The sequence below is a fragment of the Egibacter rhizosphaerae genome (assembly GCF_004322855.1).
GTDB lineage: Bacteria > Actinomycetota > Nitriliruptoria > Euzebyales > Egibacteraceae > Egibacter > Egibacter rhizosphaerae.
The window spans coordinates 648650-673565 of record NZ_CP036402.1 but is presented as its reverse complement, the minus strand read 5'-3'; the positions used below and the strand labels follow the sequence as shown (position 1 = coordinate 673565).

Sequence of the window (24916 nt, the reverse complement as noted above, 5' to 3'; positions counted from 1 at the left end):
CGTCCCGATCGATCGCTACACTGCCGCCCATGGGGCGTCCCAAGCGGCTCGGGATCATGGGCGGCACCTTCGATCCCATCCATCTCGGCCACCTCGTGACGGCGGAGCAGGCGCGCGCCGACCTCGGGCTCGACGAGGTCGTGTTCCTGCCGGCCGGCCAGCCGTGGCAGAAGGACGACGACGCCACCAGCGCCGAGCACCGCTATCTCATGACCGTGCTCGCCACGGCCGGCAATCCGTCGTTCAGCGTGAGCCGCCTCGAGGTGGATCGTGACGGCCCGACGTACACGGTGCAGACGCTCCGGGAGTTGCGCGCGGCCCTTCCCGAGACCGTGCTGTACTTCGTGACCGGCGCCGACGCGATCCTCAACATCCTGACGTGGAAGGACGCGGACGAATGCCTCGAACTCGCCGTGTTCGTCGCGGCGACGCGTCCCGGGTACGACCTCGCGAAGCTGGAGGCGCAAGGGGTGCGCGAGCAGGTCCAGGTGCTCGACGTGCCGGCGCTCGCGATCTCGTCCACCGACGTGCGCTCCCGTTTCCAGCGGGGCCGTGCGGTCCGGTACCTGATCCCGCGTGAGGTCGAGGAGTTCGTCCGCAAGCACGGCCTCTACGGCACTCCGGGCAACGGCCTGGAGCTCGGAGGGGTGGTGTAGCAGGGGGATGAGCACCTTCGGAGGCCAGACACCCGATGTGCCCGGCTCCCGGACCGCTCGCCGCCGCGCGCGGGAGCGGCAGCGCCGGGTCCGGCGCCGGGTCATGGTCGGGGTCCTCGTGCTCGCCGCGGCCGCGGCCGTGGCCGGTGCCGTGGTCGTCTACGACCTCGACGAGTTCGTGTTCGACCAGCTCGGGGGCGCGCTCGACCCCGACGGGGCCCCGGCGGACGCCGTTGTCGAGGATGCCGAGGGCGAGGGGCTCGACGAGCAGCGCACCCTGTTGCTCGCCACCGCGCCCGGAGAGGACGAGGACGCGACCACCCTCACCCTGCTGGCCACGCGCGGCCCGGACCAGGAGGCGGCCGTGCTGTTCCTGCCGGTCAACGCTCTGGCTCGCGTGCCCGGCTTCCAGCTCGAGTCGCTCGGGAGCACCTACCGCTACGGCGGGCTCGACCTCCTGGTCGTCACCGTCGAGAACCTGCTGCAGACCGAGATCGACGCGGCCGCGGTCGCGAGCGAGGAGGCGTTCGCGGACTTCCTGGACCGCGCCGCCCCCGTGGAGATCAGCCTGGACCAGCGGCTGATCGCGAGCGATCCGGACGGGGCTCGAGAGGTCGTCTTCGAGGAGGGCGAGCAGGAACTCGATGGTGCGGACCTGGGGGCCCTGTGGGCCTTCGTCGAGGATGACGAGCTCGACGCGTTCGGGCGTCGCCAACAGGTACTCGAGGGCGTGCTCGCCTCCGCCGCCTCCGACGCGACCGTGCGGGACCGCCTCGTCGGGGACGGGGCCCCGCAGCTGCAGACCGACGCCGAGGCCGAATGGATGCGGGGAACGCTCCGCGACCTGGTCGTGGCCCGCGCCGAGGAGGAGCTCCGGTGGTCGTTGCTGCCCGTCGAGCGCGTCGGGGATGGGGAGGACGGGTCCGCCTTCCGGGTCGACGATGACGAGACCGCCGAGACCGTGGCGAACCTGCTCGACGCGCGCGACCCTGCGGACGGTGAGTCGGTGCGCCTGCAGGTGCTCAACGGGGTCGGCACCGCGGGGGTGGGCGCCGAGGTCGAGCGCCGTATCGAGGATCCCCGCTTCCGGATCACGTTGACCGGGAACGCGGCCTCGTTCGACATCCAGGAGACCCAGATCCTCGTGTACGACGAGGAGGATGACACCCGGGACGCGGCGGAGACTCTGCGCGACGACCTCGGGGTCGGTACGATCCGGGTCAGCCGGCAGCCCCAGTCCGTGATCGACCTCACCGTCGTGGTGGGTGCGGACTTCGAGGAGGCCGGGAACGGCAACGCCGACGAGGGGGAGTGAAGGCCCTGACCGGCAGCGAGACCGCACCACAGCACACCTCCGCGACGCAGCCCGGACACGCTGCGGACGTGCCGGCCCGACGAGTCCTCGACGAGGCTGCGGCGGCGGCCGCTGCGAAGCAGGGCCAGGACCTCCGAGCGCTGGACCTCGCCGAGCTGCTCGGCCTCACGGACTACTTCCTGCTGCTCAGCGCCACGAGCGAGCGACAACTCTCGACGATCCTCGACGAGGTCGAGCGCCGGGTGCGCGAGATCGGACGCCGACCCGATCGCCGCGAAGGCACCGCGGACAGCGGTTGGGTCGTCATCGACTACGGGGACGTCGTGGTGCACGCCTTCCTCGAGGAACAGCGGGGTTTCTACGCCCTCGAGCGCCTCTGGGCGGACGCGCCCGACGTGCCGCTCGCGGTATCCGCCTCCGCGCGATGACCGTTGCTCGGCTCGTGCTCGTCCGGCACGGGCAGTCGCAGTGGAACCACCAGGGGCGGTGGCAGGGACATCTCGACAGTCCGCTGACCCCGCTCGGGCACGTGCAGGCGAGGGCTGCCGCATCCGCGATCGAACGCCTCGAGCTGGCCGGGCCGCGCGTGATCCGTAGCGATCTCGGGCGGGTTACGGAGACCGCGGAGCCGATCGTCGCGGCGCTCGGGGCCACCGCCGAGGTGGATCCTCGTTGGCGCGAGCGCGACGTCGGTGTCTGGGCGGGTCGGACGCACGCCGAGGTCGCGGAGACCGATCCCGTTGGCTACGCCGCGTGGCGGGCGAGTGACGACCCACCGCGTGACGGGGGCGAGACGGAAGCGGCGGTGCGCTCGCGCGTGGCCCGCCTGCTCGACGAGCTTGCCGCCGACGGCCGGGACACCGTGGTCATCACCCACGGGGGGCCGTTGCGACACGCGGTGGCGTGCTGGCTCGGGCTCCCCGTCGCGGCTCGCGGCCGGCTCGCCGCCCCGCGCAACGGGGCACTGAGCACCGCGCGGTCGATCGCCGACGGCTGGCAACTCCTCGCCTACAACGAGGCGGGGCACCTCGAGACCGCCGCGCTGGAGGTCCCGGCGGACAGCCCGGCGTGACCGGGCCGTTCCCGGGCGGTACGAGTTCGGGCGGTACGAGTTCCGGGCGCCACGAGTTTCGGGGACCACGAGTTCCGGGGACCACGAACTCGGGCGCCACGAGTTCCGGGGACCACGAGTTCCGGGGACCACAAAGAACGGGGCCACACCCGAAGGTGTGGCCCCGGCGACGATACAAGGTCGTCGGTTCCGCCGATCATGACCTAGAGGTCGTCGTTCTCCAGGCCGTTGTCCTCGATGTCGTCCATGGCCTCCTCGTCGACCTCGCACGCGGCGAGGCTGAAGGCGAGGAGTCCAGCGGTCAGGCCGGCGACGATCTTTTTGGAGAGTCGCATGGCAAGACTCCTTGTCTCCGGGGTCGCGGACTGGTTGCTACATACCCGAGCTTGACAGCCGGCCAAACGGTTCGGGATCGTACCCTTCGGCCAGGGGCTCGTACGAAAGGGAAAGGCCCAAGGGTCGATATCGCCCAATGGGGCGATGGTGGACGGTGCGGTGGAGCCGAGGGGAATCGAACCCCTGGCCTCATCCATGCCATGGATGCGCTCTGCCAACTGAGCTACGGCCCCGTGACGAGCCGCGAGTGTAGCCGCGCCCCCTGAGCCCCGCACGAGCGTGCGGGCGAGTCGGCTGCCACCGCTAGACTCGGGCCCTGCCGCCCGGTGACCGGTAGATCCCGGGCGCGAAACCCATCGTCGACACCGTCGTCCCACGAGGAGTCCGCCGTGGCCACCGAGCCCGTGAGCCCCCCCGCCGCTGGCGCCGACGATCGCCAGCCGGGCCGCGAACGCGGTTACGACCCCCAACTGATCGAGCCACGCTGGCAGGAGAGGTGGGAGGAGGCCGACCTCTTCACCGCCGACGACGCCAGCGAGCGGCCGCCGTTCTACGCGCTGCACATGTTCCCGTACCCCTCCGGGGATCTGCACATGGGGCACGTCGAGGCGTTCAGCCTGGCCGACGCGGTGGCGCGTTATCAGCGGTTGCGCGGCTACGAGGTGATGAACCCGATCGGCTGGGACTCCTTCGGGCTGCCGGCGGAGAACGCGGCGATCCAGCGCGGGGTCGACCCCAAGGAGTGGACCTACGCCAACATCGAGACCCACGTGGCGACCATGCGGCGCCTCGGCTTCGCGTGGGACTGGTCCCGGCGGCTGCACACCTCGGATCCCGAGTACTACCGGTGGACCCAGTGGATCTTCCTGCAGCTGTACTGCGCGGGCTGGGCGTACCGCGACGAGGCGCTGGTCAACTGGTGTCCGTCGTGCTCGACGGTGCTCGCCAACGAGCAGGTCATCGACGGCCACTGCGAGCGGTGCGGGGCCGAGATCGTCAAGAAGCCGCTGACGCAGTGGTTCTTCAGGATCACCGAGTTCGCCCAGCGGCTGCTCGACGACATGGCCGAGCTCGAGGGCCACTGGCCGGACCGCGTGTTGACGCTGCAGCGCAACTGGATCGGCCGCACCGAGGGCGCCGAGGTCACGTTCCGGGTCACCGGGCCCGGCGCCTCCCCGGACGAGGCCGAGCCGATCGTCGTCTACACCACCCGACCCGACACCCTCTACGGGGCGACGTTCTTCGTTGTGGCGCCCGAGCACCCGCGGGCGCGCGAGTGGGCCCGCGCCGGCGGGGCGGAGGAGGCGTTGGACGAGTTCCTCGACCGCGTGCGGACGAAGTCCGACGTGGAGCGCGAGGCCGCCGGGGGCGAGAAGGACGGGGTCCGCCTCGGCGTCGCGGCGATCAACCCGGTCAACGGCGAGCGGTTGCCGGTCTTCGCGGCCGACTACGTCCTCATGGGCGCGGGGACCGGGGCGATCATGGCGGTGCCCGCCCACGACCAGCGCGACCTCGATTTCGCGCGGGCCCACGACCTGCCGGTGCGGGTCGTCGTGCAGCCCGAGGGTGAGGCGCCGCTCGACGCGGCGACGATGACCGAGGCGGCCGCCGGCGAGGGCACGACCACGAACTCCGGCCCCTACGACGGGCTCCCGTGGCCCGAGACGAAGCAGCGGCTCACCGCCGACCTCGAGGCGCAGGGGCTCGGAGCGTTCGCGGTGAACTACCGCCTGCGCGATTGGCTGGTGAGCCGCCAGCGCTTCTGGGGCGCGCCGATCCCGATCATCCACTGCGGGGGCTGCGGGTTGGTGCCGGTGCCCGACGAGGAGCTGCCGGTGCAGCTGCCGGAGCCCCATGAGGTGGACCTGCGGCCCGAGGGGGAGTCCCCGCTCGCGACCAGCCAGGACTGGGTGCGGGTCCCGTGCCCCGAGTGCGGGGGCGCGGCGACGCGCGACACCGACACGATGGACACGTTCGTCGACTCGTCGTGGTACTACCTGCGGTACTGCTCGCCGGGCCGCGACGACGTGGCGTTCGATCCCGGGGATCTGCGTCGCTGGATGCCGGTGGACCAGTACACGGGTGGGATCGAGCACGCGATCCTGCACCTGCTCTACAGCCGGTTCTTCACCAAGGTGCTGCACGACCTCGGGCACGTCGACTTCGTCGAGCCCTTCACCCGCTTGAAGTCGCAGGGGATGGTCCTCAACCAGGGCGCGGCGATGAGCAAGTCCAAGGGCAACGTCGTCGAGCCCAAGGAGGTCGTCGCCCAGTACGGGGCGGACACGCTGCGGGCGACGATGCTGTTCGCCGGTCCCATCGAGGACGACATCGACTGGGCCGACGTCTCCACGTCGGGAATGCACAAGTGGCTCGGACGCTTCCTGCGGCTGGTGGACGACCACGTGGTCGGTCGCGATGAGACGGACGCCTCGGGCGACGACGCGCTGCGCCGCGCCACACACCGTGCGATCGCCGCGGTCGGCGAGGACTTCGAGGGGTTCAAGTACAACACCGCGCTGGCCAAGCTCATGGCCCTCACGAACGAGGTCGGGGCCGCCGTTCGGGAGCGCGGCGCCAGTGGGCAGGACGTCGAGGACGCGCTCGCCGCGACCGCGATCATGCTCTCGCCGATCGCGCCGCACGTCGCCGAGGAGGCCTGGCACCGCTTGGGGCGTGACGGGTTCGTCGCCGAGGCGGGCTGGCCGAGCCACGACCCTGCGCTCCTGGTCGAGGAGACCGTGGACGTGCCGGTGCAGGTGGACGGCAAGGTCCGCGGGACGATGACGGTCGGCACCGCCAGTGACGAGGAGACCGCGGTCACGACCGCCCGCGAACTCGACAACGTGGCTCGCCATCTCGCCGAGCGCGAGATCGTCAAGACCATCTGGGTCCCCGACCGGATGCTCAACTTCGTCACCAAGCCGCGCGAGTAAGCGCCGGCCCCCGCCGATCGCGACGGCCGGTCCACCGACGCCGACGCGACCCGCCGAGGGCCGGCCGCCGGCCGCCGGTCGTCTGCCACCCGCCGACGCGACCCGCCGAGCGACCCGCCGACGGTCGGTCCGCTGGCCGCTGGTTCGGGGACGACCGGTTCGCGCCGGACCGCCGGTTGGCGCGGACCACCGGTGTGCGTCGGCCCACCAGTCGGTCCCGAGTGTCCACAGCGGCCGCTGATCGATCCACCCGCCGCTGCGGGCGTGGCCCTACGGTCAGCCCATGGATCCGGCCGCTCAGCGCCCGTCGTGGCAGCAGCGTGCGCGGCGGCTCGTCACCGGGCTGGGGCTCGCCCCCGTGGACGCCGTCGCATTGGTCGTGCTGCTCGCTGGTGCCGTGGTCGCGACCGGCGTGCTCGCGGGCCTCGTGCCGCCGGGTGGGACGCCGGACCGCGCCACCGGGACCCCGGCCGATGGGGGATCGGAGGAGCCGGGAACCGAGCGAGCGGAGGCGCACGACGAGGGGGCAAGTGGCGTCGGGGGTGGCAACGGCCTCCCGGACGAGGGCGGGGACGTCGGCCCGTCCGACGAGCTGGCCGTCGAGGCGGGGGAGGCGGTCGTGCACGTCGCCGGTGCGGTGGTGGAGCCGGGCGTGTACCGCCTCCGCGAACCGGCCCGCGTCGCTGACGCGCTCGATGCTGCGGGCGGCCCGAGCGGCGACGCGGTGCTCGAGGCGCTGAACCTCGCCCGCGCGGTACGCGACGGGGAGCAGCTCTACGTCCCCGACGAGGAGGCGGTCGATGCGGCCGGCGCCACCCCGGGGGACGGGGCCGAGGCCGGCGGCGGTGCGAGGTCCGGCGGCGGGGCCCAGGACGAGCGCGTCGACCTGAACCGCGCTGACGCGCGAACGCTCGAGGAGTTGCCCGGTGTCGGCGAGGTCACCGCCGCGGCGATCATCGAGTACCGCGAGGAGCACGGCCCGTTCGCCACCGTCGAGGAGCTCGCCGCGATCTCGGGGATCGGTGAGGGCACCGTCGAACGCCTCCGCGACGAGGCCGTGGTCCGGTGAGCACCGCGTCGGCGGTGCTGCTGGCCGCCGCGCTGTGGGTCGGCAGCTTGCTGCAGGCGCCCTGGTGGGCAATCGCCGGGGGGCTGGGCTTGGCTTCGGGGGCGGTGTTCCTCGCGCGGCGGTTCCCGCGGGCCGCCCTCGCGGTCGCAGTGGCGGCCATGGTGCTGGCCGGTGCCGGACTGGCCGGGACGAGGCTCGAGCTCGCCGAGCGTGGGCCGCTCGAGGCGCTCACGGGTGGCGGGGCGGCGGAGGTCCGGGCGACCGCCGTGACCGAGGCGCGACCGACCGATCTCGGTGCCTGGCAGCTCGTGCGCGTCGACCGCATCGACGAGCGGCCGGCTCGTCAGCGGGCCCTGCTGCGCCACGACGCCCTCGCGGACGGTGTCCCGCTCGGGGCTCGGGTACGGATGCGGGCGAGCGCGACCGCGCTCGACGGTGACGGGTTCGATGCCCACCTGCGCCACCTGGGTGCCGTGGCCGCGGTGGAGCCCCACGGCTCCATCGAGCGCCTTGCCCCGCCGGGTCCCGCGCTCGCGGTCACCGGGCGGATCCGTGAGGACGCTCGCGCGTTGTTCGAGGCGACGCTGCCGCCGGAGCGGGCCGCACTGCTCGCGGGACTGACCACGGGGGACCGCACCGAGGCCTCCCCTGAGCAGCGCGATCGCTTCGCCGCCGCTGGCCTCTCGCACCTGGTGGTCGTGAGCGGCAAGCACACCGGTCTCGTCCTCGCGGTGGTGCTCGGCCTCGGCGGTGCGGCAGGGCTCGGCTTCCGCGGTCAGCGGGTCCTCGCCCTCGTCGCGCTGGCGTGGTTCGTCGTCCTCGTGCGCTGGCAGCCGTCGGTGCTGCGCGCCGGGCTCGTCGCCGCTCTGGTGCTCCTGGCCGGACTGCTTGGACGGGGCCACGCTGCCCCCCGGGTGCTCGCCGGAGCCGTAGTGGTGCTGCTCCTGGCCGACCCGCTCCTCGCGCGCCATCTCGGTTTCGTGCTGTCGGTCCTCGCGACGGCCGGCGTCGTGACGGTGGCGCCGGCGGTCGCCGGTCGGGCGCGCGGACCACGTTGGTTCCGGTGGACGCTGGGGGCGACGGTCGGCGCGCAACTCGGTGTGACCCCGGTGCTGCTCGCCACGGACGGCGGGGTGCCGCTGGCGTCGCTACCGGCGAACCTCGTCGCCGCTCCGGCCGCCGCTGTCGCGCAGGTCCTCGGGCTCGTCGCCGCGGCGCTCGCGGGCGTCGCCGAGCCTGCGGCGGCTTCGGCGGCCCGGCTCGCGGATCCCGCGCTGCGGGTCGTCTTGTGGTCGGCCGAGGCCTTCACCGCGTTGCCGCGGCTGGAGCCGCACCACCTCGTCAGCCCGATCGCGGGGGTGGTACTCCTGGCGGCGGCTCTGGCGCCATGGCGGCGGGCCGTGGCCGTGGCCGTCCTGCTCGTCGGTCTCGCCACCGCCGTGGCCGTCGGGGCCCGACCCGCTGGCGCGCCCGACGGCCTACGGATTCGGGCGCTCGACGTCGGGGTCGGCGACGCGCTCCTCGTCGAGGCGCCGGATCCCGCCGGTGGGACCGCGCGGTTGCTCTACGACGGGGGCCCGCAGCCCGACGCCGCCTCCGCTCACCTCCGACGCCTGCGCGTGCGTGACCTCGACGTGGTCGTCGCGAGCCACGGCCACCTCGATCACGTCGCGGGGCTTCCCGAGGTCCTCGAACGCGTCGACGTGGGTGCCCTCGTCGTCGGGGCCTCCCCCGAGCCGCCGGCCAGCGACGTCGCCGCCGCGGTCCACGAGGCCGCCGACGCCGCGGACGTGCCGATCGAGGAGCTCGCCGCGGGCGAGGCCTTCGCGCTCGGCGCGGCCCGGGTCGAGGTCCTCAACCCGCCGCGCGGCGGGCTCGGCCACGACGACCTCAACGAGCACAGCCTCGTCCTGCGGGTCGAGAGCCCGGACGGGTCCGTGCTGTTGACGGGCGACGCCGAGGAGGGCGCGCAGCGTCGCCTGCTCGCGACCGAGTCGCACCGCCTGCCGGTGGACGTGCTGCAGGTCCCCCACCACGGCGCCTCGACGAACGCGGAGGGGTTCCTCGGAGCCGTCGGCGCGCGAGTCGGGGTGATCTCCGTGGGGGCCGAGAACCCCTACGGGCACCCCACCGACCGCACGTTGGGCGAACTCGCCGGCGCCGGGACCGAGGTGGCTCGCACCGACGAGGACGGGACCGTGATGGTCACCCTCGACGGCGGGCGCGTGCACGTCCACCGTCGACGGCGGGCGCGTGCACGTCCACCGTCGACGGCTCCCGATCGCCGTGGGCGTCCACCGTCGACGGCTCCCGATCGCCGTGGGCGTCCATCGGCGGACCGTCAGCGCGGCGGGAGCGACACCCCCCGAGTCTCCATCGACCGAGGAGGCTCGAACCCGTCCCTTCGGGCGCGGTACCGTGACGGCATCAGGCGCAGATCTGTCTGCGGGGTGCCCGATGCCCGTTCCGAGTGTCCCCCCGGTGTATCGCCGCGTGGCCGCCGTCGGGTTGCTCCTTGCCGCGCTCATCGGCTTCGCGCTCGCGACGACCCCGCCCTCCGGGCCGTGGTTGTGGGTCGGTGGCGCACTGGTGATGCTCGTGTTCACCGTGGAGATCCGATGGTGGCTCGCTCCGTCCCGGTCTGCCCCGCACCCGTCCAGTAGTGCCCGCGACGAAAGTCGCGGTGGCCACCCCGACGTTCGCGGGGGTCGGTGACGCCTCGCCCGGGTTGCGGCGGCGCGCGGGGTTCCTGCCTCGATGACGCCTCGCCCGGGTAGCGGCGGCGCGCGCGGGGGTCGGTGACGCCTCGCCCGGGTTGCGGCGGGGTGCGGGGTTCCTGGCTCGGTGACCGACCGCGGCGGGAACCGGAGGGTGTCGGCGATCCGGGGCGGGTGTGGACACTTCCGAGGGCAAGGGCCGAGCGTCGAGTCCACACCCGGCCGGCGGGCGGCGCGACCCGCGTCGCTGTGGACACTTCCGAGGGCAAGGGCCGAGCGTCGAGTCCACACCCGGCCGGCGGGCGGCGTGACCCGCGTCGCTGTGGACGTGAGGGCCGGGCGGGAGGAACGGTCTTGCCCACACCTCGCGATCCTGCGACCTCGCGATCCCGAGACCTCGCAATCCCGGGCGAGCGGTCGTGCGCTGACCGCCCAGAATCCTCTCGTGCGCTATCGTGCGCGGGCTGGTCGGGCCGCGGGCTGAACGCTGCGCGCTTCGCCCCGCACGTCCCGTGACGAGGCACTCCACCACACCGAGAAGGCGCACGATGACCATCGACCCCCGAACGCTGCGCGACCTCGCCGTGGAGGTCGTCGAGTCCGCCGGCGCCGCGCTCCGCGACCGGGCGCTGCCGACCACGATCGCGACGAAGTCGAGCGCCCGCGACCTCGTGAGCGAAGCCGATCGCACGAGCGAACAGCGCATCACCGAGGCCCTGTCCGAGGCCCGGCCCGATGACGCGATACTCGGCGAGGAGGGCACCGCTCGACCGGGAACCAGCGGGGTCCGATGGGTCGTGGACCCGCTCGACGGGACCACGAACTACCTCTACGGACTGCCGAGCTGGTCGGTGTCGATCGCCGCCGAGACCGAGGATGACGGGGCTCATCGCACGCTCGCGGCCGCGGTCCACCAACCCACCACGGGGGAGACCTTCGCCGCCGCGCGTGGGTGCGGGGCGTCGCAGGGCTCGGCGCCCCTGCGGGCGAACGACCCGGTCCCGCTCGGGGAGGCGCTGGTCTGCACGGGGTTCGCGTACGGCACGGAGGTCCGTTCGCGGCAGGCCGCCCAACTGGTCGCAGTGCTGCCGCGCGTCCGCGACCTGCGTCGGGACGGGTCCGCGGCGCTCGAGCTCTGCTGGGTCGCCGCCGGCCGGCTCGACGGCTTCTACGAGGACGACCTCGGCCGGTGGGACTGGCTGGCCGGCGCCCTGATCGCCCAGGAGGCCGGAGCGGTGGTGACCCCGCTGCGCGAGGGGGTCGTCGCCGCGGGTCCGGCGTTGCACGCCGAGCTCACCGCAGCACTCGCGGCTGCGGAGGCGTAGCCTGCTCACCGCCATGTCGACTCCCGCCTACCTCATCGTCGGTGCCGAGGAGGTCCTCGTTCGTCGGGAGGCCGAGCGGCTGCTCGACGAGCTCCGCGCCACCCACGGCGAGCTCGATCTCACCGACGCGCGCGCGGAGGAGCTCCGTGAGGCGGGGCTGCCCGATCTGCGGACCGCGTCGCTGTTCGGGAGTCCTCGCGCCGTCGTGATCCGCGACGCCCACGAGCTGCCCACCGAGCTCGCGCAGGCGCTCGCCGTCGATCTCGAGGGCACGCCGCCCGACGCAACGGTGCTGCTGCTCGCCCGGTCGACGCAGCGGATCCAGAAGCTGGCCAAGGTCGTCAAGGACCTGGGCGGCCGGATCGACTGCAAGCTCCCGGCCGACTGGGACGAGAAGGGCTGGGCCCGGCTGGTGACCGCGGAGCTCGAGCGCCACGGCCGGACCGCCGATCGTGACGCGGCCAACGCGCTGCTCGACGCCGCGGGCCGGGACCTGGGGGCGATCGCCGAGAAGGTGAGCCAGGTCGTGGCCCGGGCGCCGACGGGGACGATCACCCTCGCCCAGGTCGAGGAGACCGTCGTGGGGCGCGGCAGCCGCGGCAGCTTCGCGGTCGCGGACGCGATGTGCGACCGGGATCCGGCGCGCGCGCTCACCGAGCTTCGGGGTGTCCTGGAATCCGGGGTCGAACCGTTGGCGGTGCTCGGCGCCCTGGCTTATCGGCTGCGCGCCTTGGTCGCGGTCGCCGGCAACGTCCACGGGGAGGACACCGGCCTGCGGTTGTCCGACGGGATGATCAAGCGCCACCAGGCGGTGCGGCGCAACTTCGGACCCGGCGAGCTGACCCGTGCGTACCGCCGGCTCGCCGATGTGGACTACGAGGCGAAGACCGGCGCCGGGGAGCCGGTCGAGTTGCTCGAGCGGGCCGTGGTCGACATCGCTACCCCCGCTTCGGGGTCCGCTCGGTAGCCGGATGGCGCCCGCTGGTCGGGCGGGGTCCGCTCGCCGGCGGGGTCTGCTAGCCGGCGGCGTCCGCTCGCTGGTCGAGCGGCGTCGGCTCGGTAACCGGGCGATGTCCGCCAGTCAGGTGGTGTCCGCTAGCCGGGTGGCGCCCGCCCGAGCGTTGGCTACACGGGGGCTTCGGGCGGCGCCGGCGCCAACAGCCCGCCCACGTCGTCGAGGACGTAGGTGGGCGGGGGATCGGCGAGAGAGGCCTCGTCCGCGGTCGTCACCCCCGAGAGCACGAGGGCCGTGTCCCACCCCAGCGCGGCCGCGCCCACGACGTCGGTGTCGAGCCGGTCGCCGACCATCATCACGGGGCCGTCGGGCAGCCGCGCACGGGCGGCCTCGAAGAGCGTGGGCCGTGGCTTGCCGACGATCTCGGGCTGGCGACCCGAGGCGGTCGTCAACGCCGCGAGGGTCGCGCCGTTGCCCGGGACCTGCCCCTCGGGCTCGGGGAAGGTCGCGTCGGGGTTCGTGCCGAGGAAGCGCGCCCCTCGTCGCAACGCGAGCGTCGCCCGGCGCAAGTCGCTCCAGGTGAGGCCACGGTCCATACCGACGGCCACGACGTCGGCGGTCCGATGGTCGTCGACCAGGACGGCGCCGCGGTCGCGCAGCGGCTCGCGCAGTCCGTCCATGCCGATCACCAGGCACCGCTGGCCGGGGGTGACGAGTTCGGCGGTGGCGACGCTGGACGTGACGACGTCGTCGCCGGTGGCGGGGACGCCCAGGTCGCGCAGTTGGTGCGCCACGGCTGCCGGGGTCTTGCTCGCGTTGTTGGTCGCGAACGTGACCGCGACCCCGCGGTCGCGGATGGCCTCGAGGGCGCCGGCCACGCCCGGGATCGGTTCCGCGGCCCGGTAGCAGACACCGTCGAGGTCGAGCACGAGGCCCGCGTAGCACTCGGCGATGCTGGCGCCCGGAGAGGCCGTGCGGCTCGCCTTCACGGCGCCTCGCTCGGCGTGGGCTAGGCCTCGATCGGGCGTGGGCTAGGCCTCGACCTCGGTGAGTCGGCGTGCCATCTGCGACTTGCGGTTGGCCGCGTAGTTGCGGTGCACCACGCCCTTGCCCACGGCTTTGTCCAGCTCGCGGGAGGCGGTGCGGAACTGCTCGCGAGCACTTTCCACGTCGCCGGCCTGCAGTGCCTCGTCGAACTTCTTCATATGCGTGCGAAGCATCGTCCGCCGCCCCTTGTTTTGCAGGCGGCGCGCCTCGTTCTGGCGGTGACGCTTCTCCTGGCTCTTGATGTTTGGCACGGGTTCCTCGCGCGCGCTCGTGGGATGGGAGTCCTTGGCCGGTGCGGTGGCCGCCCTCCGCGCGCGATCCGAGTCTGGTGCCGCGCGGTCGCGACCGTGGCCGACCGCCAAGGCTAGCGTGGCGCACCCGCGTTCGTCCACCGCCCTGAGATCGCGCCGCTAGCATCGGGCACAGCATGACCTATCAAATCGAGCGCATCCGCAACTTCGCGATCATCGCGCACATCGACCACGGCAAGTCGACCCTCGCGGATCGGATGCTGCAGCTGACCGACCTCGTCGAGTCGCGCCAGTTCCGCGATCAGTACCTCGACCGCATGGAGCTCGAGCGCGAGCGCGGCATCACGATCAAGGCGCAGGCGGTGCGCATGCCCTACACCGCCTCGGACGGTCAGGAGTACCTGCTCAACCTGATCGACACCCCGGGCCACGTCGACTTCTCGTACGAGGTCAGCCGCGCCCTGAACGGCTGCGAGGGCGCGATCCTGCTCGTCGACGCCGCGCAGGGGATGCAGGCGCAGACGATCGCGAACCTGTACCTCGCGATCGAGGCCGGGCTCGAGGTCATCCCGGTGCTCAACAAGATCGACCTGCCCGCGGCGCGCCCGGAGCAGATCGCGGTCGAGCTTGGCTCCCTGATCGGCGAGGACCCCGACGACGTGCTCGCGATCAGCGCGAAGACCGGCGACGGGGTCCAGGAGGTGCTCGAGCGCATCGTCGAGCGCGTCGACCCGCCGCGGACCGATCCCGACGAGGCGACGCGGGCCCTCATCTTCGACAGCCATTACGACGCCTATCGCGGGGTGCTCACCTACGTGCGCGTCGTCGACGGCGAGCTGCGACCGCGCCAGGAGATCCGTCTCATGGCGACCGGCTTCCACAACGAGATCGACCAGCTGCAGGTCGTCAGCCCCGAACCGACGTCGATCGACCGACTCGGCCCGGGCGAGGTCGGTCTGCTGACCGCGGCCATCAAGGAGGTCGACCAGGCCCGGGTCGGCGACACCGTCACCGACCACAAGAACCCTGCTGAGAAGCCGCTGCCGGGGTACCGGGAGCCCACCCCGATGGTGTTCAGCGGCCTCTACCCGGTCGACAGCGAGGACTTTCCCGACCTGCGGGACGCCCTCGATCGGCTGCGCCTCAACGACGCGAGCTTCACCTACGAGCCCGAGACCTCCGCGGCGCTCGGCTTCGGGTTCCGCTGCGGGTTCCTCGGGCTGCTGCACATGGAGATCATCTCCGAGCGCCTGGACCGGGAGTACGACATCCCGCTCGTCACCACCGCCCCGAACGTGCGCTACGAGGTGGCGTTGGAGCAGCAGCCCAAGGGCGGCGCCGATCGGGCCCACGACCTCGCGGCCGACGGCGTGATCGAGGTCTCGAATCCCGCTGAGATGCCGCCGCCGCACCAGATCACCGAGATCCGCGAGCCCGTGGTCGACGCCATGGTGCTCACGCCCAGCGACTTCGTGGGGGCGGTGATGCAGCTGTGCGAGCACCGGCGTGGCGAGATGCTCAAGATGGACTACCTCTCCGAGGAGCGCGTCGAGCTGCGCTACCGCCTGCCGCTTGCCGAGATCGTGTTCGACTTCTTCGACCGGCTGAAGTCGCAGACGCGCGGCTATGCCTCGCTCGACTACGAACCGGCCGGCCGGCAGGTCGCGGACCTCGTGCGCGTCGACGTGCTGCTCAACGGGGAGTCGGTCGACGCGTTCAGCTCGATCGTGCACCGCGACAAGGCGTACGACTACGGCAAGGCGATGGTCGAGAAGCTCAAGGAGCTGATCCCCCGTCAGATGTTCGACGTGCCGGTGCAGGCCGCGATCGGGTCGAAGATCATCGCCCGCGAGACGATCAAGGCTCGCCGCAAGGACGTGCTCGCGAAGTGCTACGGCGGGGACGTCACCCGCAAGCGCAAGCTGCTCGAGCGGCAGAAGGAGGGCAAGAAGAAGATGAAGGCCGTCGGGGCGGTCGACATTCCCCAGGAGGCCTTCGTCGCGGCCCTCTCGGTCGATCGGGACTAGGTGGGGCACGCCGTGGACGAGGCGCCGCGTCCGGGGCTCTACCTGCACGTGCCGTTCTGCCGGCATCGCTGCGGGTACTGCGACTTCAACGTCGCGACCGGCAGCGACGCCGCGCAGCGCGCGGACTACGCGCGGGCGCTCGTGGAGCGGCTCGCGAACGTGGCGGCCGCCGGCCCAGCGGGGGTCTCCGCGGACTCGGGCTCGGCGGGGGTCTCCGCGGACTCGGCCGCGGTCTGCCCGACCCCCGCCTGGCCGACGTTCGGCAGCGTGTTCGTCGGAGGGGGCACCCCCACCCTGCTCGAGCCCTCCGACCTCAGCGACGTGCTGCGCGCCGCGGGCAAGGTGCTCCCGCTGGCCGACGACGTGGAGATCACGGTCGAGGCCAACCCCGAGACGCTCGTGCGCGATGACGGTGCCCCCGCCCCCGAGCGTCTCGCCCCGCTCGTCGAGGCCGGGCTCACGCGGCTGTCGCTCGGCGCGCAGTCGACCTCGACGCGGGTGCTCGACGAGCTCGAGCGGCGTCACGACCCGCAAGCCGTGCCGGCCGCGGTGTCGGCTGCCCGGGAGGCCGGCGTCGGGCAGGTGGCCGTGGACCTGATCTACGGGACCCCCGGCGAGACCGACGAGGAATGGCGGGCGACCCTCGATGACGTGCTCGCCCTCGCCGTCGACCATGTCTCCGCCTACGCGCTCACCCTCGCCCCGAACACGCCGTACGCGCGGGCGGTCGCGAGCGGACGCGCACGGTCGCCCGACGAGGACGTCGCGGCCGACAGGATGGAGACCACCGATCAGGTGCTCGCGGGAGCCGGCCTGGAGCGCTACGAGGTGTCGAACTGGGCCCGGCCCGGCGCGCGTTGCCGTCACAACCTGTCGACGTGGCGCGGCGGTGACTATCTCGGGGTGGGGGCGGGCGCGCACGGCCTCTGGGCCGGTCGGCGCTGGTGGGAGGTGCGCGCCACGAGCGCCTGGCTGCGTGCGGTTGCCGGCCGCTCGCGCCACGCCGGCCCCGCGCCGGCGCACGCTCCCGCGGACCCGGTCGTCGGGGGCAGCGAGGTGCCCGACGAGAACGAGCGCCGGCTGGAGCGGCTGGTCACCGGGCTCCGGATCCTCGAGGGGGTGCCGCGCCCGGACGTCGAGCCCATCGACGAGGCCTCGGCGCGTCAACTCGTCGCCGCAGGTTTGCTCACCGACGACGGCGTGCGCCTTCGGCCCACCCGCACCGGGCTCGCCCGCGCCGACGGCATGGCCCTGGCCCTGCAGCCCTGACCGGCGCCGATCGGGCTCCCGCGACCCGCACGTCGTCGGGCTCCGATCGGGCTCTCGCGACCCGCTGGTCGCCGGACGCCGATCGGGCTCCCGCGACCCCTCGTCACCGGACTCCGAGCGGCCTCGTTGAGGTGCGGGTCGGGCGATGCGATCATCATGGGGACGGGGAGGTGGCGGAAAGGAGACGGGGAGGTGGCGGAAAGGAGGTGACGCGGATGCCCACGGTGAGCGAGCGACCGGAACTCGACGCGCGCAAGCGCACGATCCTGAAGGCGATCGTGCAGGGCTACGTGCGCAGCGGCGAGCCGGTCGGCTCGAAGCGCATCGTCGCCGAGCACGACCTTGGCGTGTCCGCGGCCACCGTCCGCAGTGACATGGTCGCGCTCGAGGAGGCGGGACTCATCGAGCAGCCGCACACGTCGGCCGGCCGCATCCCCACCGACCACGGGTACCGCTACTTCGTGGAGACGCTCGCCGAGCACGCGGAGCTCACCCCCGAGCAGCGCACCGCGCTCGAGGGGCTGCTCGTCGATTCGCACGACGTCGAGGACCTGCTGCGGCGCGCGTCCAGCGTCCTGTCCCGCGTGACCCGGTTCGCGGCGCTCGTCGCCACCCCGCGCCTCGACCACAGCCGGCTGCGGCACGTCGAGCTCGTGCCCCTCGGTGCCCACTCGGTCCTCGCGGTCCTGATCGCCGACACCGGCCGCGTGGAGAAGCGCATGCTGGACCTCGCGGACCCGGTCGCCGAGCAGGAGGTGCAGCGGGTCGGCCACGCGGTCAACGAGGCCGCCGCCGGGGTGCGACTCGACCATGCCCGCGAGATCATCGACGGTGTCTCCAGCGGCGCACCCACCGAGCTGCGCCCGCTGCTCGACCGCGTCGGCGAGGCGCTCGCCGCGGACCTCTCCCAGCCGTCGCCCTCCGAGTACGTCTTCGTCGGGGGGACCGCCAACCTCGCGGGCTCCGGCTACTTCGAACGGCTCGAGGAGGTCTCGAGCGTCTACGAGGCGCTCGAGGAGCAGGTCCTCCTGCTGCAGCTCCTGCAGGAGGCGCTGGAGGCCGGGGACCCGGCGGTGCGCATCGGCGAGGAGTTGCCGCTCGGCCTGGATGCCTGCGCGATGGTGGTCGCCGGCTACGAAGCGGCCGGCGACGCGGCCGGGTCGATCGGGGTGCTCGGGCCCAGCCGCATGGACTACCCGCGGACGCTCGGGGCGGTGCAGGCCGTCGCCGACTCGGTCGAGAAGGCGCTCGTCGAGCTGACCGGGGGCCCGTCGACCTCCTGAACCTACCCTGGGGCTCTGATCCGCGGGCGCCGCTGGGATACTGTCGGGGGGTCGGCGCGGCGCCGAGTCGCCGCGCCCGAGCCGTCCAGGGTGGGCTAGTGGACGCTCCGCCCTGACCACCGGAAGACCGACCGCCGACCGCTGTGCGACCTCGAGGACCCCCCGTGCGAGACCTCTACGAGATCCTTGGCGTCGACCAGAGCGCGTCCGAGGACGAGATCAAGCGTGCCTACCGCAAGAAGGCGCGGGAGCTGCATCCCGATGCCGGCGGCGACGAGACCGAGTTCAAGGAACTCACGACCGCCTACGAGGTGCTGAACAACCCCGAGGCGCGGGCCAACTACGACCGCTACGGGGACCCGCGCGGCCCGCAGGGCATGAGCGGTGGCGACCCGTTCGGCGGGTTCGGCGACCTCTCCGACCTGATCGACGCGTTCTTCGGCGGCGGGTTCGGCGCCGCCGGTGGGGGAGGCCGGCGTGGGCAACGCGCGCGCTCCGGTCGCGACGCGGTGGTCGACGTCCGCCTCACGCTCGAAGAGGCCGCGAGCGGCGTCCAGCGCGACATCGACGTCGAGGTCGCCCGGTCGTGCGAGACCTGCTCGGGCAGCGGCAGCGCCCCCGGCAGCGGCAAAGTCACGTGCCGGACGTGCAACGGCCAGGGCGCGGTTCAGCAGGTCGCCAACAGCCTGTTCGGGCAGATGCTCACGACGCAGGTCTGCTCCGACTGCGGCGGCTCGGGCCAGCGGATCGAGAATCCCTGCCGGGACTGCCGCGGCGAGGGGCGCGTGGCCACCAAGGAGCAGGTCACCATCGACGTCCCGGCCGGCGTCGACAACGGGCAGCGGCTGCGGCTCACGGGCCGTGGTGAGGCCGGCCGCCAGGGGGCGCCCGCGGGGGATCTCTACGTGCGCATCCACGTGCGTCCGCACGAGGTCTTCGAGCGTGACGGCCACGACCTGCACGCGCGGGTCGAGATCCCGATCACGCAGGCGGCGCTCGGCGTCGAGCTGCCCATGCCGACCCTCGACGGCGAGACGACCGTGCAGGTGCCCCCGGGCACGCAACCCGGGGCCGTCCTCACCATCCCGCGGGCCGGGATGCCGAAGCTGGGCGCCGAGACCGCCCGAGGGGACCTGCACCTGCACGTCGACGTGGAGGTGCCGCGCAAGCTGGGGTCCGAGGAGGAGCAGCTCCTGCGGCAGCTCGCCGAGGTGCGGGGCGAGCACGAGGCGGCGACCCTGCACGACGGGCGTGGCTTCTTCGACCGGATCCGTGAGGCCTTCGGCGGTGAACGGTGAGTGACGGGTCCGACGAGCGGGTGCCCCGCGAGGCGCCCGGCGGCCCGCACTTCGTCGTCCCACCGGCCGTGATCGGCGACGAGCACATCACCCTCGGGGACGAGGACTCGCACCACCTCGCCACGGTGCTGCGCTGCGGCCCGGGGGACCCCGTCAGCGTCGCCGACGGCATGGGCACCCGCTATTGGACCCGTGTCGCCGAGATCGGGTCGGTCGTTGCCCTCGCGATCACCGCTCACGAGGAGGTACCCACCCCGCGCCCGGCCCTTCGGGTCGTCGTCGGGACACCCAAGGGCAAGAAGCTCGACGACATCGTGCGGCAGCTCACCGAGCTCGGGGTCGACCGAATCGCGCCGGCCATCGCCGCGCACAGCGAGTCGCGGCCGAGTGGCGAGGGGGCCGAGCGCGCGATCGACCGGTGGCGTGCGGTGGCCCACGCGGCCGCGAAGCAATCGCGGCGCGCCTATCTGCCGACAATCGAACCGATCGCCTCGTGGGCCGAGGCTTTCGACGACGAGCGGGGCGTGGTCTGCTGGGAAGGAGCCACGACCCCGCTGATCGATGAGGCCGGGGCGCTGTCCGACCATCGGGCGATCACCCTGGCGGTGGGGCCCGAGGGCGGCCTCACGCGCGAGGAGGTCGCCGCCACCGGCCTGGCGCCCGTGGGCCTGGGCGACACCGTGCTGCGGACCGAGACCGCGGCCGTGGCGGCGGCCGCGGTCACGCTCGCGCTCGTCAGCCGGCTCGGCTGAGCTCGACGCTCCACCCGGTCCGCGGATTAGGTTGGTGGCCATGATCAGCTACCCCGACACTCGCGCCGACGACCACGTCGAGGACCACCACGGCCGCAAGGTCCCCGACCCCTACCACTGGCTCGAGGACACGACGGACCCCCGGGTCCACGCCTGGATCGATGCGCAGAACGCGGTGACCGAGGAGTGGCTCGCCGACGCCGAGGAGCGGGAGGCGTTCCGGGCCCGGCTGCGCGAGCTCACCGACCGGCCGCGCGCCGGCGCGCCCTGGTGCCGCGGGGAGCGTTGGTTCCAACTGCGCAACGCCGGGCTCGACGACCAGCCCACGCTCTGGGTCGCCGATGCGCCGGACGCGACCGGTGCGGTCCTGCTCGAGCCGACCGCCGAGGGTGACGAGACCACCGCCCTGACGGGTGCCGCGGTGACCCGGGACGGGGCGCTGCTCGCCTACGCCCTCTCCGGGGAGGGTTCGGACTGGCAGACGTGGCGGGTGCGCGACGTCGCGAGCGGCCGCGATCACGACGACGTCGTCGAATGGAGCAAGTTCAGTCCCGCCGCCTGGCTCCCCGACGGGTCGGGCTTCTTCTACGGCGCGTTCGACCCGCCCGCCGCGGACGGCGCCTACCTCGCCGCCACCCGCGGCCAGTGGCTGGCCCTGCATCGTCTCGGGACGCCGCAGGCCGACGACGAGGTCGTGTTCGTCCCCGAGGACCCGGACTGGGTCCTCAGTCCGATGGTCAGCGACGACGGCCGGTGGCTCGTGGTGACGCTGTCGCGGGGGACCGACCCGCACAGTCGGGTGTGGGTCGCCGATCTGGCTGCCGGGGAGTCCGAGCCGCGACCGCTGCTCGATGCCGCTGACGCGAGCTACGAGCCACTCGACGTCGTGGGCGGAGAGCTGTACGTTCAGACCGACGCGGGAGCGCCGCGCGAGCGGATCGTCGCGATCGACCTCGCCCGCTCGCGTGTGGCCGACGACGACGCGTCCCGCTGGCGGGAGGTGGTCGCCGAGGACCCCACCGACACGCTCGACCACGCGGTGATCGCCGGCGACCGGGTCCTGACGCTCTGGCTCGCGGACGCGTCGAGCCGTCTCCGCCGTGACCGCCTCGACGGCGAGCCCGACGGGGAGGTCGCGCTGCCCGGCCTCGGCACCGTCGAGAGCCTCGCCGGGCGGCCGGGCGACCCGCTCGTGCACCTCACGTTCGCGTCCTTCACCCGGCCCTCGTCGATCTGGCGCCACCACCTCGAGACGGGCGAGACGACCGAGGTCGGCGTGCCCCGTGCGGGGCCGCTGCCGTTCGATCCCGAGCGCTTCGTGACCGACCGCCTGGTGGCCGAGAGTGCCGACGGGACCCGGGTGCCGTTCTTCCTCGTCCGACGCCGCGACCTCGAGCCCGCGCCCGACGGCGGACCGCATCCCACCCTCCTGTGGGGCTACGGGGGCTTTCGGATCCCGGTGACCCCGATGTTCCGGACCCATTGGCTCGCCTGGGTCGAGCGTGGCGGCGTGCTGGCGGTCCCGAACCTTCGCGGGGGCGGTGAGTTCGGCGCCGCCTGGCACGCCGACGGCCGCTTGGAGCGCAAGCAGCACGTATTCGACGACGCCATCGGGGTCGCGCAGCAGCTCGTCGAGCAGGGATGGACGCACCCCGAGCGCATCGCGATCAAGGGGCGCTCGAACGGCGGGCTGCTCGCCGGCGCCTGCCTCACCCAGCGCCCCGACCTCTTCGGTGCCGCCGTCGTCGAGGTCGGCGTCCTCGACATGCTGCGCTTCCACCACTCGACGATCGGTTGGGCGTGGAAGAGCGACTACGGCGACCCCGAGGACCCCGCCGACGTCGACACGCTGCTGGCCTACTCGCCCCTGCACAACGTGGCCGACGGCACCGCGTACCCGGCGACGCTCGTGACGACCGGTGACCACGACGACCGGGTGGTGCCGGGGCACTCGTTCAAGTTCGCCGCCACGCTGCAGGCCGCGCAGTCGGACCCGTCGTCGCCGGTGCTGCTGCGCGTCGACCGCAGCGGCGGGCACGGCGCCGGCAAACCGACCGCCATGGCCATCGACGAGCGCGCCGACGTGCTCGCGTTCCTCGCCCGCACGCTCGGGCTGCCGGCCGACTCGGAGAGGTAACGCGGACATGACCGCAGACGCCCGCCCGTCCCGGTCCCACGCGCCCGGACCAGGCCAGCACGTGAACCGCCCGGCGCTCGACCCGATCGCCGAGGCCCGCAGGCAGTGGGAGCTGCGGCACGACGCGGCGCTGCCGATGGAGGTGGTCGTCCGCCTCTTCCGCGCCCAGCAGCTGGCGCTGGGCCACATGAACGAGCTGCTCGCGCCGTTCGGCCTCACCTTCGCCCGGTACGAGGTGCTGAAGCTGCTCGCGTTCAGCCGCACGGGGCGGTTGCCCATGGGGAAGATGGGCGAGCGGCTGATGGTCCACCCCACGAGCGTGACGAGCGCGGTGAACCGTCTGGAGGCCCAGGGGCTGGTCGAGCGCGTCCCGGGGGACCATGATCGTCGGACGACGCTCGCGGTGCTGACCGAGGCCGGCCGCGAGCTCGTCGACCGCGCCACCGACGCACTCGTCGCCGACGGGTTCGGAATGTCGGACCTGTCCGATGAGGGCATGCGCGAGCTGGCCGGGGGTCTCGAGCGGTTGTGCGAGGAGCTCGAGGGAGCCTCCACCGGGTCGTGAGGCCGGCCGCGTCCACGACGCGCAGCCACGAATGCTTGGATTTCCAAGTATCCTTGGCGCAGCGTCGTGGGACGCCGGTGAATGCTCCGGAGGTCCCGCCGCGACGATCGTTCGGCGAAGGAGCGCGACATGCGCGACGACGAGGCCCGCCAGCCCCGCGAGTCCCGCCAGCCCCACGAGGCCGACGAGCGCCAGGGGGAGCAGCTCTCGTTGGCGTCCCAGGCGGCGGCGTGGGAGGAGGCCTTCGACCGCTCGCTCGAGGCGCGCGGGGTCGATCCGCAGGAGGAGCGGGAGGCGGCCACGACGCTGTCGGACGTCGAGGTTCCCCCGCTCGTGGGTCCGCACAACTACGAGGTCGACCACGAGCGCATCGGGTTCCCCGGCCAGTTCCCGTACACCCGGGGTGTGTACCCGTCGATGTACCGGGGGAGGCCGTGGACGATTCGCCAGTTCGCCGGGTTCGGGTCCGTGGAGGACACCAACCAGCGCTACCACGAGCTGCTCGCCGCGGGGCAGCACGGGCTGTCGGTGGCGTTCGACATGCCGACGCTGATGGGCCGCGACTCCGACGAGCCCGAGAGCGAGGGCGAGGTCGGCCACTGCGGGGTCGCGGTCGACACGCTCGGCGACATGGAGCGGCTGTTCGATCGCATCCCGCTGGGCGAGATCACCACGTCGATGACCATCAACGGGCCGGCGCCCGTGCTGTTCGCGATGTACTGCGTGGCCGCGGAGCGCCAGGGCTACGAAGTGCGCCAGCTCGGCGGCACGCTGCAGACCGACATCTTCAAGGAGTACATCGCGCAGAAGGAGTGGCTGTTCCCGCCCGAGCCACACCTCAAGCTCATCGGCGACCTCATGGAGTTCACCACCGCCGAGATGCCGCGCTACCACCCGATCTCGATCTCGGGCTACCACATTCGTGAGGCGGGCTCGACGGCGGCGCAGGAGCTCGCGTTCACCCTTGCTGCCGGCTTCGCCTACGTCGAGCTCGGCCAGTCGCGAGGCCTGGACGTCGACGACTTCGGTCCCCGGCTGTCGTTCTTCTTCGACGCGCACATCGACTTCTTCGAGGAGATCGCGAAGTTCCGCGCCGGACGCCGCATCTGGGCCCGGTGGCTGCGCGACCGCTACGGCGCGACTGCCGAGAAGGCGATGCTGATGCGGTTCCACACCCAGACCGCGGGGGTGTCGCTGACCGCGCAGCAGCCGGACAACAACGTGGTGCGCACCGCGGTCGAGGCGTTGGCGGCGGTCATGGGCGGCACGCAGAGCTTGCACACCAATGCGTTGGACGAGGTGCTGGCGTTGCCGACCGAGCACGCGGCGAAGGTGGCGTTGCGCACCCAGCAGGTCATCGCCGAGGAGACGGGGGTGCCGAACACCATCGATCCGCTGGGGGGTTCGTGGTTCGTGGAGTGGATGACCGACAAGGTCGAGGAGGACACCGAGGCCTACCTCGCCCAGATCCTCGATCGCAGCGACGACGGCACGGTGACGCGCGGGATGCTGGCGGGCATCGAGTCGGGCTGGTTCATGTCCGAGATCGCCGATGCCGCGTTCCGCTATCAGCAGCACCTGGAGAAGGGCACCAAACACATCGTCGGGGTCACCAGCCACGTGGAGGACGACGACGAGGAGCTCGAGATCCTGCGCATCTCCGGCGAGGTCGAGCGGGCGCAGGAGCAGCGGTTGGTCGAGCACCGCGCCGACCGCGACGGTGCGCTGGTCGAGGACCGCCTCGAGGCTCTGCGCGCCGCGTGCCGGTCCGACGAGAACCTCATGCCGGTGCTGATGGACGCGGTGCGGGCGGACGCGACGATGGGCGAGATCTGCCAGGCGATGAAGGATGTTTACGGCGAGTACCGCGAGCCCCCGGTGATCTGAGCCCGCGGGACGCGCTTGT

The 24916-nt window shown here is 72.9% G+C and carries 20 protein-coding genes and 1 tRNA gene; 17 read left to right on the top strand and 4 right to left on the bottom strand.

Translation table 11 applies throughout. The features are described 5' to 3' along the window. Positions 1 to 29: 29 nt before the first annotated feature. From nadD to ER308_RS03110, 4 genes are read left to right on the top strand one after another with little or no spacing between them, the layout of a single operon-like run. The gene (gene nadD, locus ER308_RS03125; protein ID WP_205745871.1) at positions 30 to 656 is read left to right on the top strand and encodes a nicotinate-nucleotide adenylyltransferase; all 627 of its coding nucleotides are present in this window, start codon (positions 30 to 32) and stop codon (positions 654 to 656) included. Between the two features lie 7 nt (positions 657 to 663). Continuing rightward, on the top strand, positions 664 to 1971 hold the full coding sequence (locus ER308_RS03120) for an LCP family protein (protein WP_131153646.1): 1308 nt from the start codon (positions 664 to 666) through the stop codon (positions 1969 to 1971). Continuing rightward, positions 1968 to 2399, top strand: a complete 432-nt coding sequence (gene rsfS / locus ER308_RS03115; RefSeq protein ID WP_205745870.1) for a ribosome silencing factor — start codon at positions 1968 to 1970, stop codon at positions 2397 to 2399. The genes ER308_RS03120 and rsfS overlap by 4 nt, the downstream gene beginning before the upstream one ends. Further along, positions 2396 to 3043 carry a histidine phosphatase family protein gene (locus ER308_RS03110; RefSeq protein ID WP_131153645.1) on the top strand — a complete coding sequence of 216 codons (648 nt, stop codon included), beginning with the start codon at positions 2396 to 2398 and terminating at the stop codon, positions 3041 to 3043. The genes rsfS and ER308_RS03110 overlap by 4 nt, the downstream gene beginning before the upstream one ends. Positions 3044 to 3246: 203 nt before the next feature. Here the strand turns inward: ER308_RS03110 and ER308_RS22685 are convergent, their stop codons facing one another. Together ER308_RS22685 and ER308_RS03105 are read right to left on the bottom strand one after the other, a co-directional pair. Next, on the bottom strand, positions 3247 to 3378 hold the full coding sequence (locus ER308_RS22685; protein WP_276319866.1) for a hypothetical protein: 132 nt from the start codon (positions 3376 to 3378) through the stop codon (positions 3247 to 3249). Positions 3379 to 3539: 161 nt separating this feature from the next. Further along, positions 3540 to 3612: transfer RNA gene (locus ER308_RS03105), tRNA-Ala, on the bottom strand. 156 nt (positions 3613 to 3768) lie between these two features. On the opposite strand from ER308_RS03105, the gene leuS reads away from it, so the two are divergent. The 5 genes from leuS (at position 3769) to holA (ending at position 12393) form a co-directional block, all read left to right on the top strand. Continuing rightward, a complete protein-coding gene (gene leuS, locus ER308_RS03100) occupies positions 3769 to 6315 on the top strand; it encodes a leucine--tRNA ligase (protein ID WP_205745869.1) in 2547 nt (848 codons plus the stop codon). A 283-nt stretch (positions 6316 to 6598) separates the two neighbouring features. Further along, positions 6599 to 7384, top strand: coding sequence for a ComEA family DNA-binding protein (locus tag ER308_RS21940; RefSeq protein ID WP_205745868.1), 786 nt, complete (start codon positions 6599 to 6601; stop codon positions 7382 to 7384). Next, complete coding sequence (locus ER308_RS03090; RefSeq protein WP_131153644.1) at positions 7381 to 10047, top strand: ComEC/Rec2 family competence protein; 2667 nt, start codon at positions 7381 to 7383, stop codon at positions 10045 to 10047. Before ER308_RS21940 ends, ER308_RS03090 begins: the two co-directional genes overlap by 4 nt. Positions 10048 to 10649: 602 nt before the next feature. After that, positions 10650 to 11426: an inositol monophosphatase family protein gene (locus ER308_RS03085; RefSeq protein WP_131153643.1), complete on the top strand. Its 777-nt coding sequence runs from the start codon at positions 10650 to 10652 to the stop codon at positions 11424 to 11426. A 13-nt stretch (positions 11427 to 11439) separates the two neighbouring features. Further along, on the top strand, positions 11440 to 12393 hold the full coding sequence (gene holA, locus ER308_RS03080) for a DNA polymerase III subunit delta (protein WP_131153642.1): 954 nt from the start codon (positions 11440 to 11442) through the stop codon (positions 12391 to 12393). A gap of 158 nt (positions 12394 to 12551) precedes the next feature. Here the strand turns inward: holA and ER308_RS03075 are convergent, their stop codons facing one another. Beyond that, positions 12552 to 13370 carry an HAD-IIA family hydrolase gene (locus ER308_RS03075; protein ID WP_131153641.1) on the bottom strand — a complete coding sequence of 273 codons (819 nt, stop codon included), beginning with the start codon at positions 13368 to 13370 and terminating at the stop codon, positions 12552 to 12554. A gap of 42 nt (positions 13371 to 13412) precedes the next feature. After that, positions 13413 to 13679 carry a 30S ribosomal protein S20 gene (gene rpsT / locus ER308_RS03070; protein WP_131153640.1) on the bottom strand — a complete coding sequence of 89 codons (267 nt, stop codon included), beginning with the start codon at positions 13677 to 13679 and terminating at the stop codon, positions 13413 to 13415. Between the two features lie 176 nt (positions 13680 to 13855). On the opposite strand from rpsT, the gene lepA reads away from it, so the two are divergent. From lepA to ER308_RS03030, 8 genes are all read left to right on the top strand, one after another. After that, on the top strand, positions 13856 to 15706 hold the full coding sequence (gene lepA / locus ER308_RS03065; protein WP_131153639.1) for a translation elongation factor 4: 1851 nt from the start codon (positions 13856 to 13858) through the stop codon (positions 15704 to 15706). A gap of 12 nt (positions 15707 to 15718) precedes the next feature. Beyond that, complete coding sequence (hemW, locus tag ER308_RS03060; protein WP_165491775.1) at positions 15719 to 16975, top strand: radical SAM family heme chaperone HemW; 1257 nt, start codon at positions 15719 to 15721, stop codon at positions 16973 to 16975. A gap of 215 nt (positions 16976 to 17190) precedes the next feature. Next, on the top strand, positions 17191 to 18258 hold the full coding sequence (hrcA, locus tag ER308_RS03055; RefSeq protein WP_131153637.1) for a heat-inducible transcriptional repressor HrcA: 1068 nt from the start codon (positions 17191 to 17193) through the stop codon (positions 18256 to 18258). A gap of 164 nt (positions 18259 to 18422) precedes the next feature. Beyond that, positions 18423 to 19556 carry a molecular chaperone DnaJ gene (gene dnaJ, locus ER308_RS03050; protein WP_131153636.1) on the top strand — a complete coding sequence of 378 codons (1134 nt, stop codon included), beginning with the start codon at positions 18423 to 18425 and terminating at the stop codon, positions 19554 to 19556. Next, a complete protein-coding gene (locus ER308_RS03045) occupies positions 19553 to 20308 on the top strand; it encodes an RsmE family RNA methyltransferase (RefSeq protein WP_131153635.1) in 756 nt (251 codons plus the stop codon). The genes dnaJ and ER308_RS03045 overlap by 4 nt, the downstream gene beginning before the upstream one ends. A 40-nt stretch (positions 20309 to 20348) precedes the next feature. Further along, positions 20349 to 22445 carry a prolyl oligopeptidase family serine peptidase gene (locus ER308_RS03040; protein WP_131153634.1) on the top strand — a complete coding sequence of 699 codons (2097 nt, stop codon included), beginning with the start codon at positions 20349 to 20351 and terminating at the stop codon, positions 22443 to 22445. 7 nt (positions 22446 to 22452) lie between these two features. Next, complete coding sequence (locus ER308_RS03035; protein ID WP_131153633.1) at positions 22453 to 23010, top strand: MarR family winged helix-turn-helix transcriptional regulator; 558 nt, start codon at positions 22453 to 22455, stop codon at positions 23008 to 23010. Between the two features lie 129 nt (positions 23011 to 23139). Further along, positions 23140 to 24897, top strand: a complete 1758-nt coding sequence (locus tag ER308_RS03030) for an acyl-CoA mutase large subunit family protein (protein WP_131153632.1) — start codon at positions 23140 to 23142, stop codon at positions 24895 to 24897. Positions 24898 to 24916: the final 19 nt, after the last annotated feature.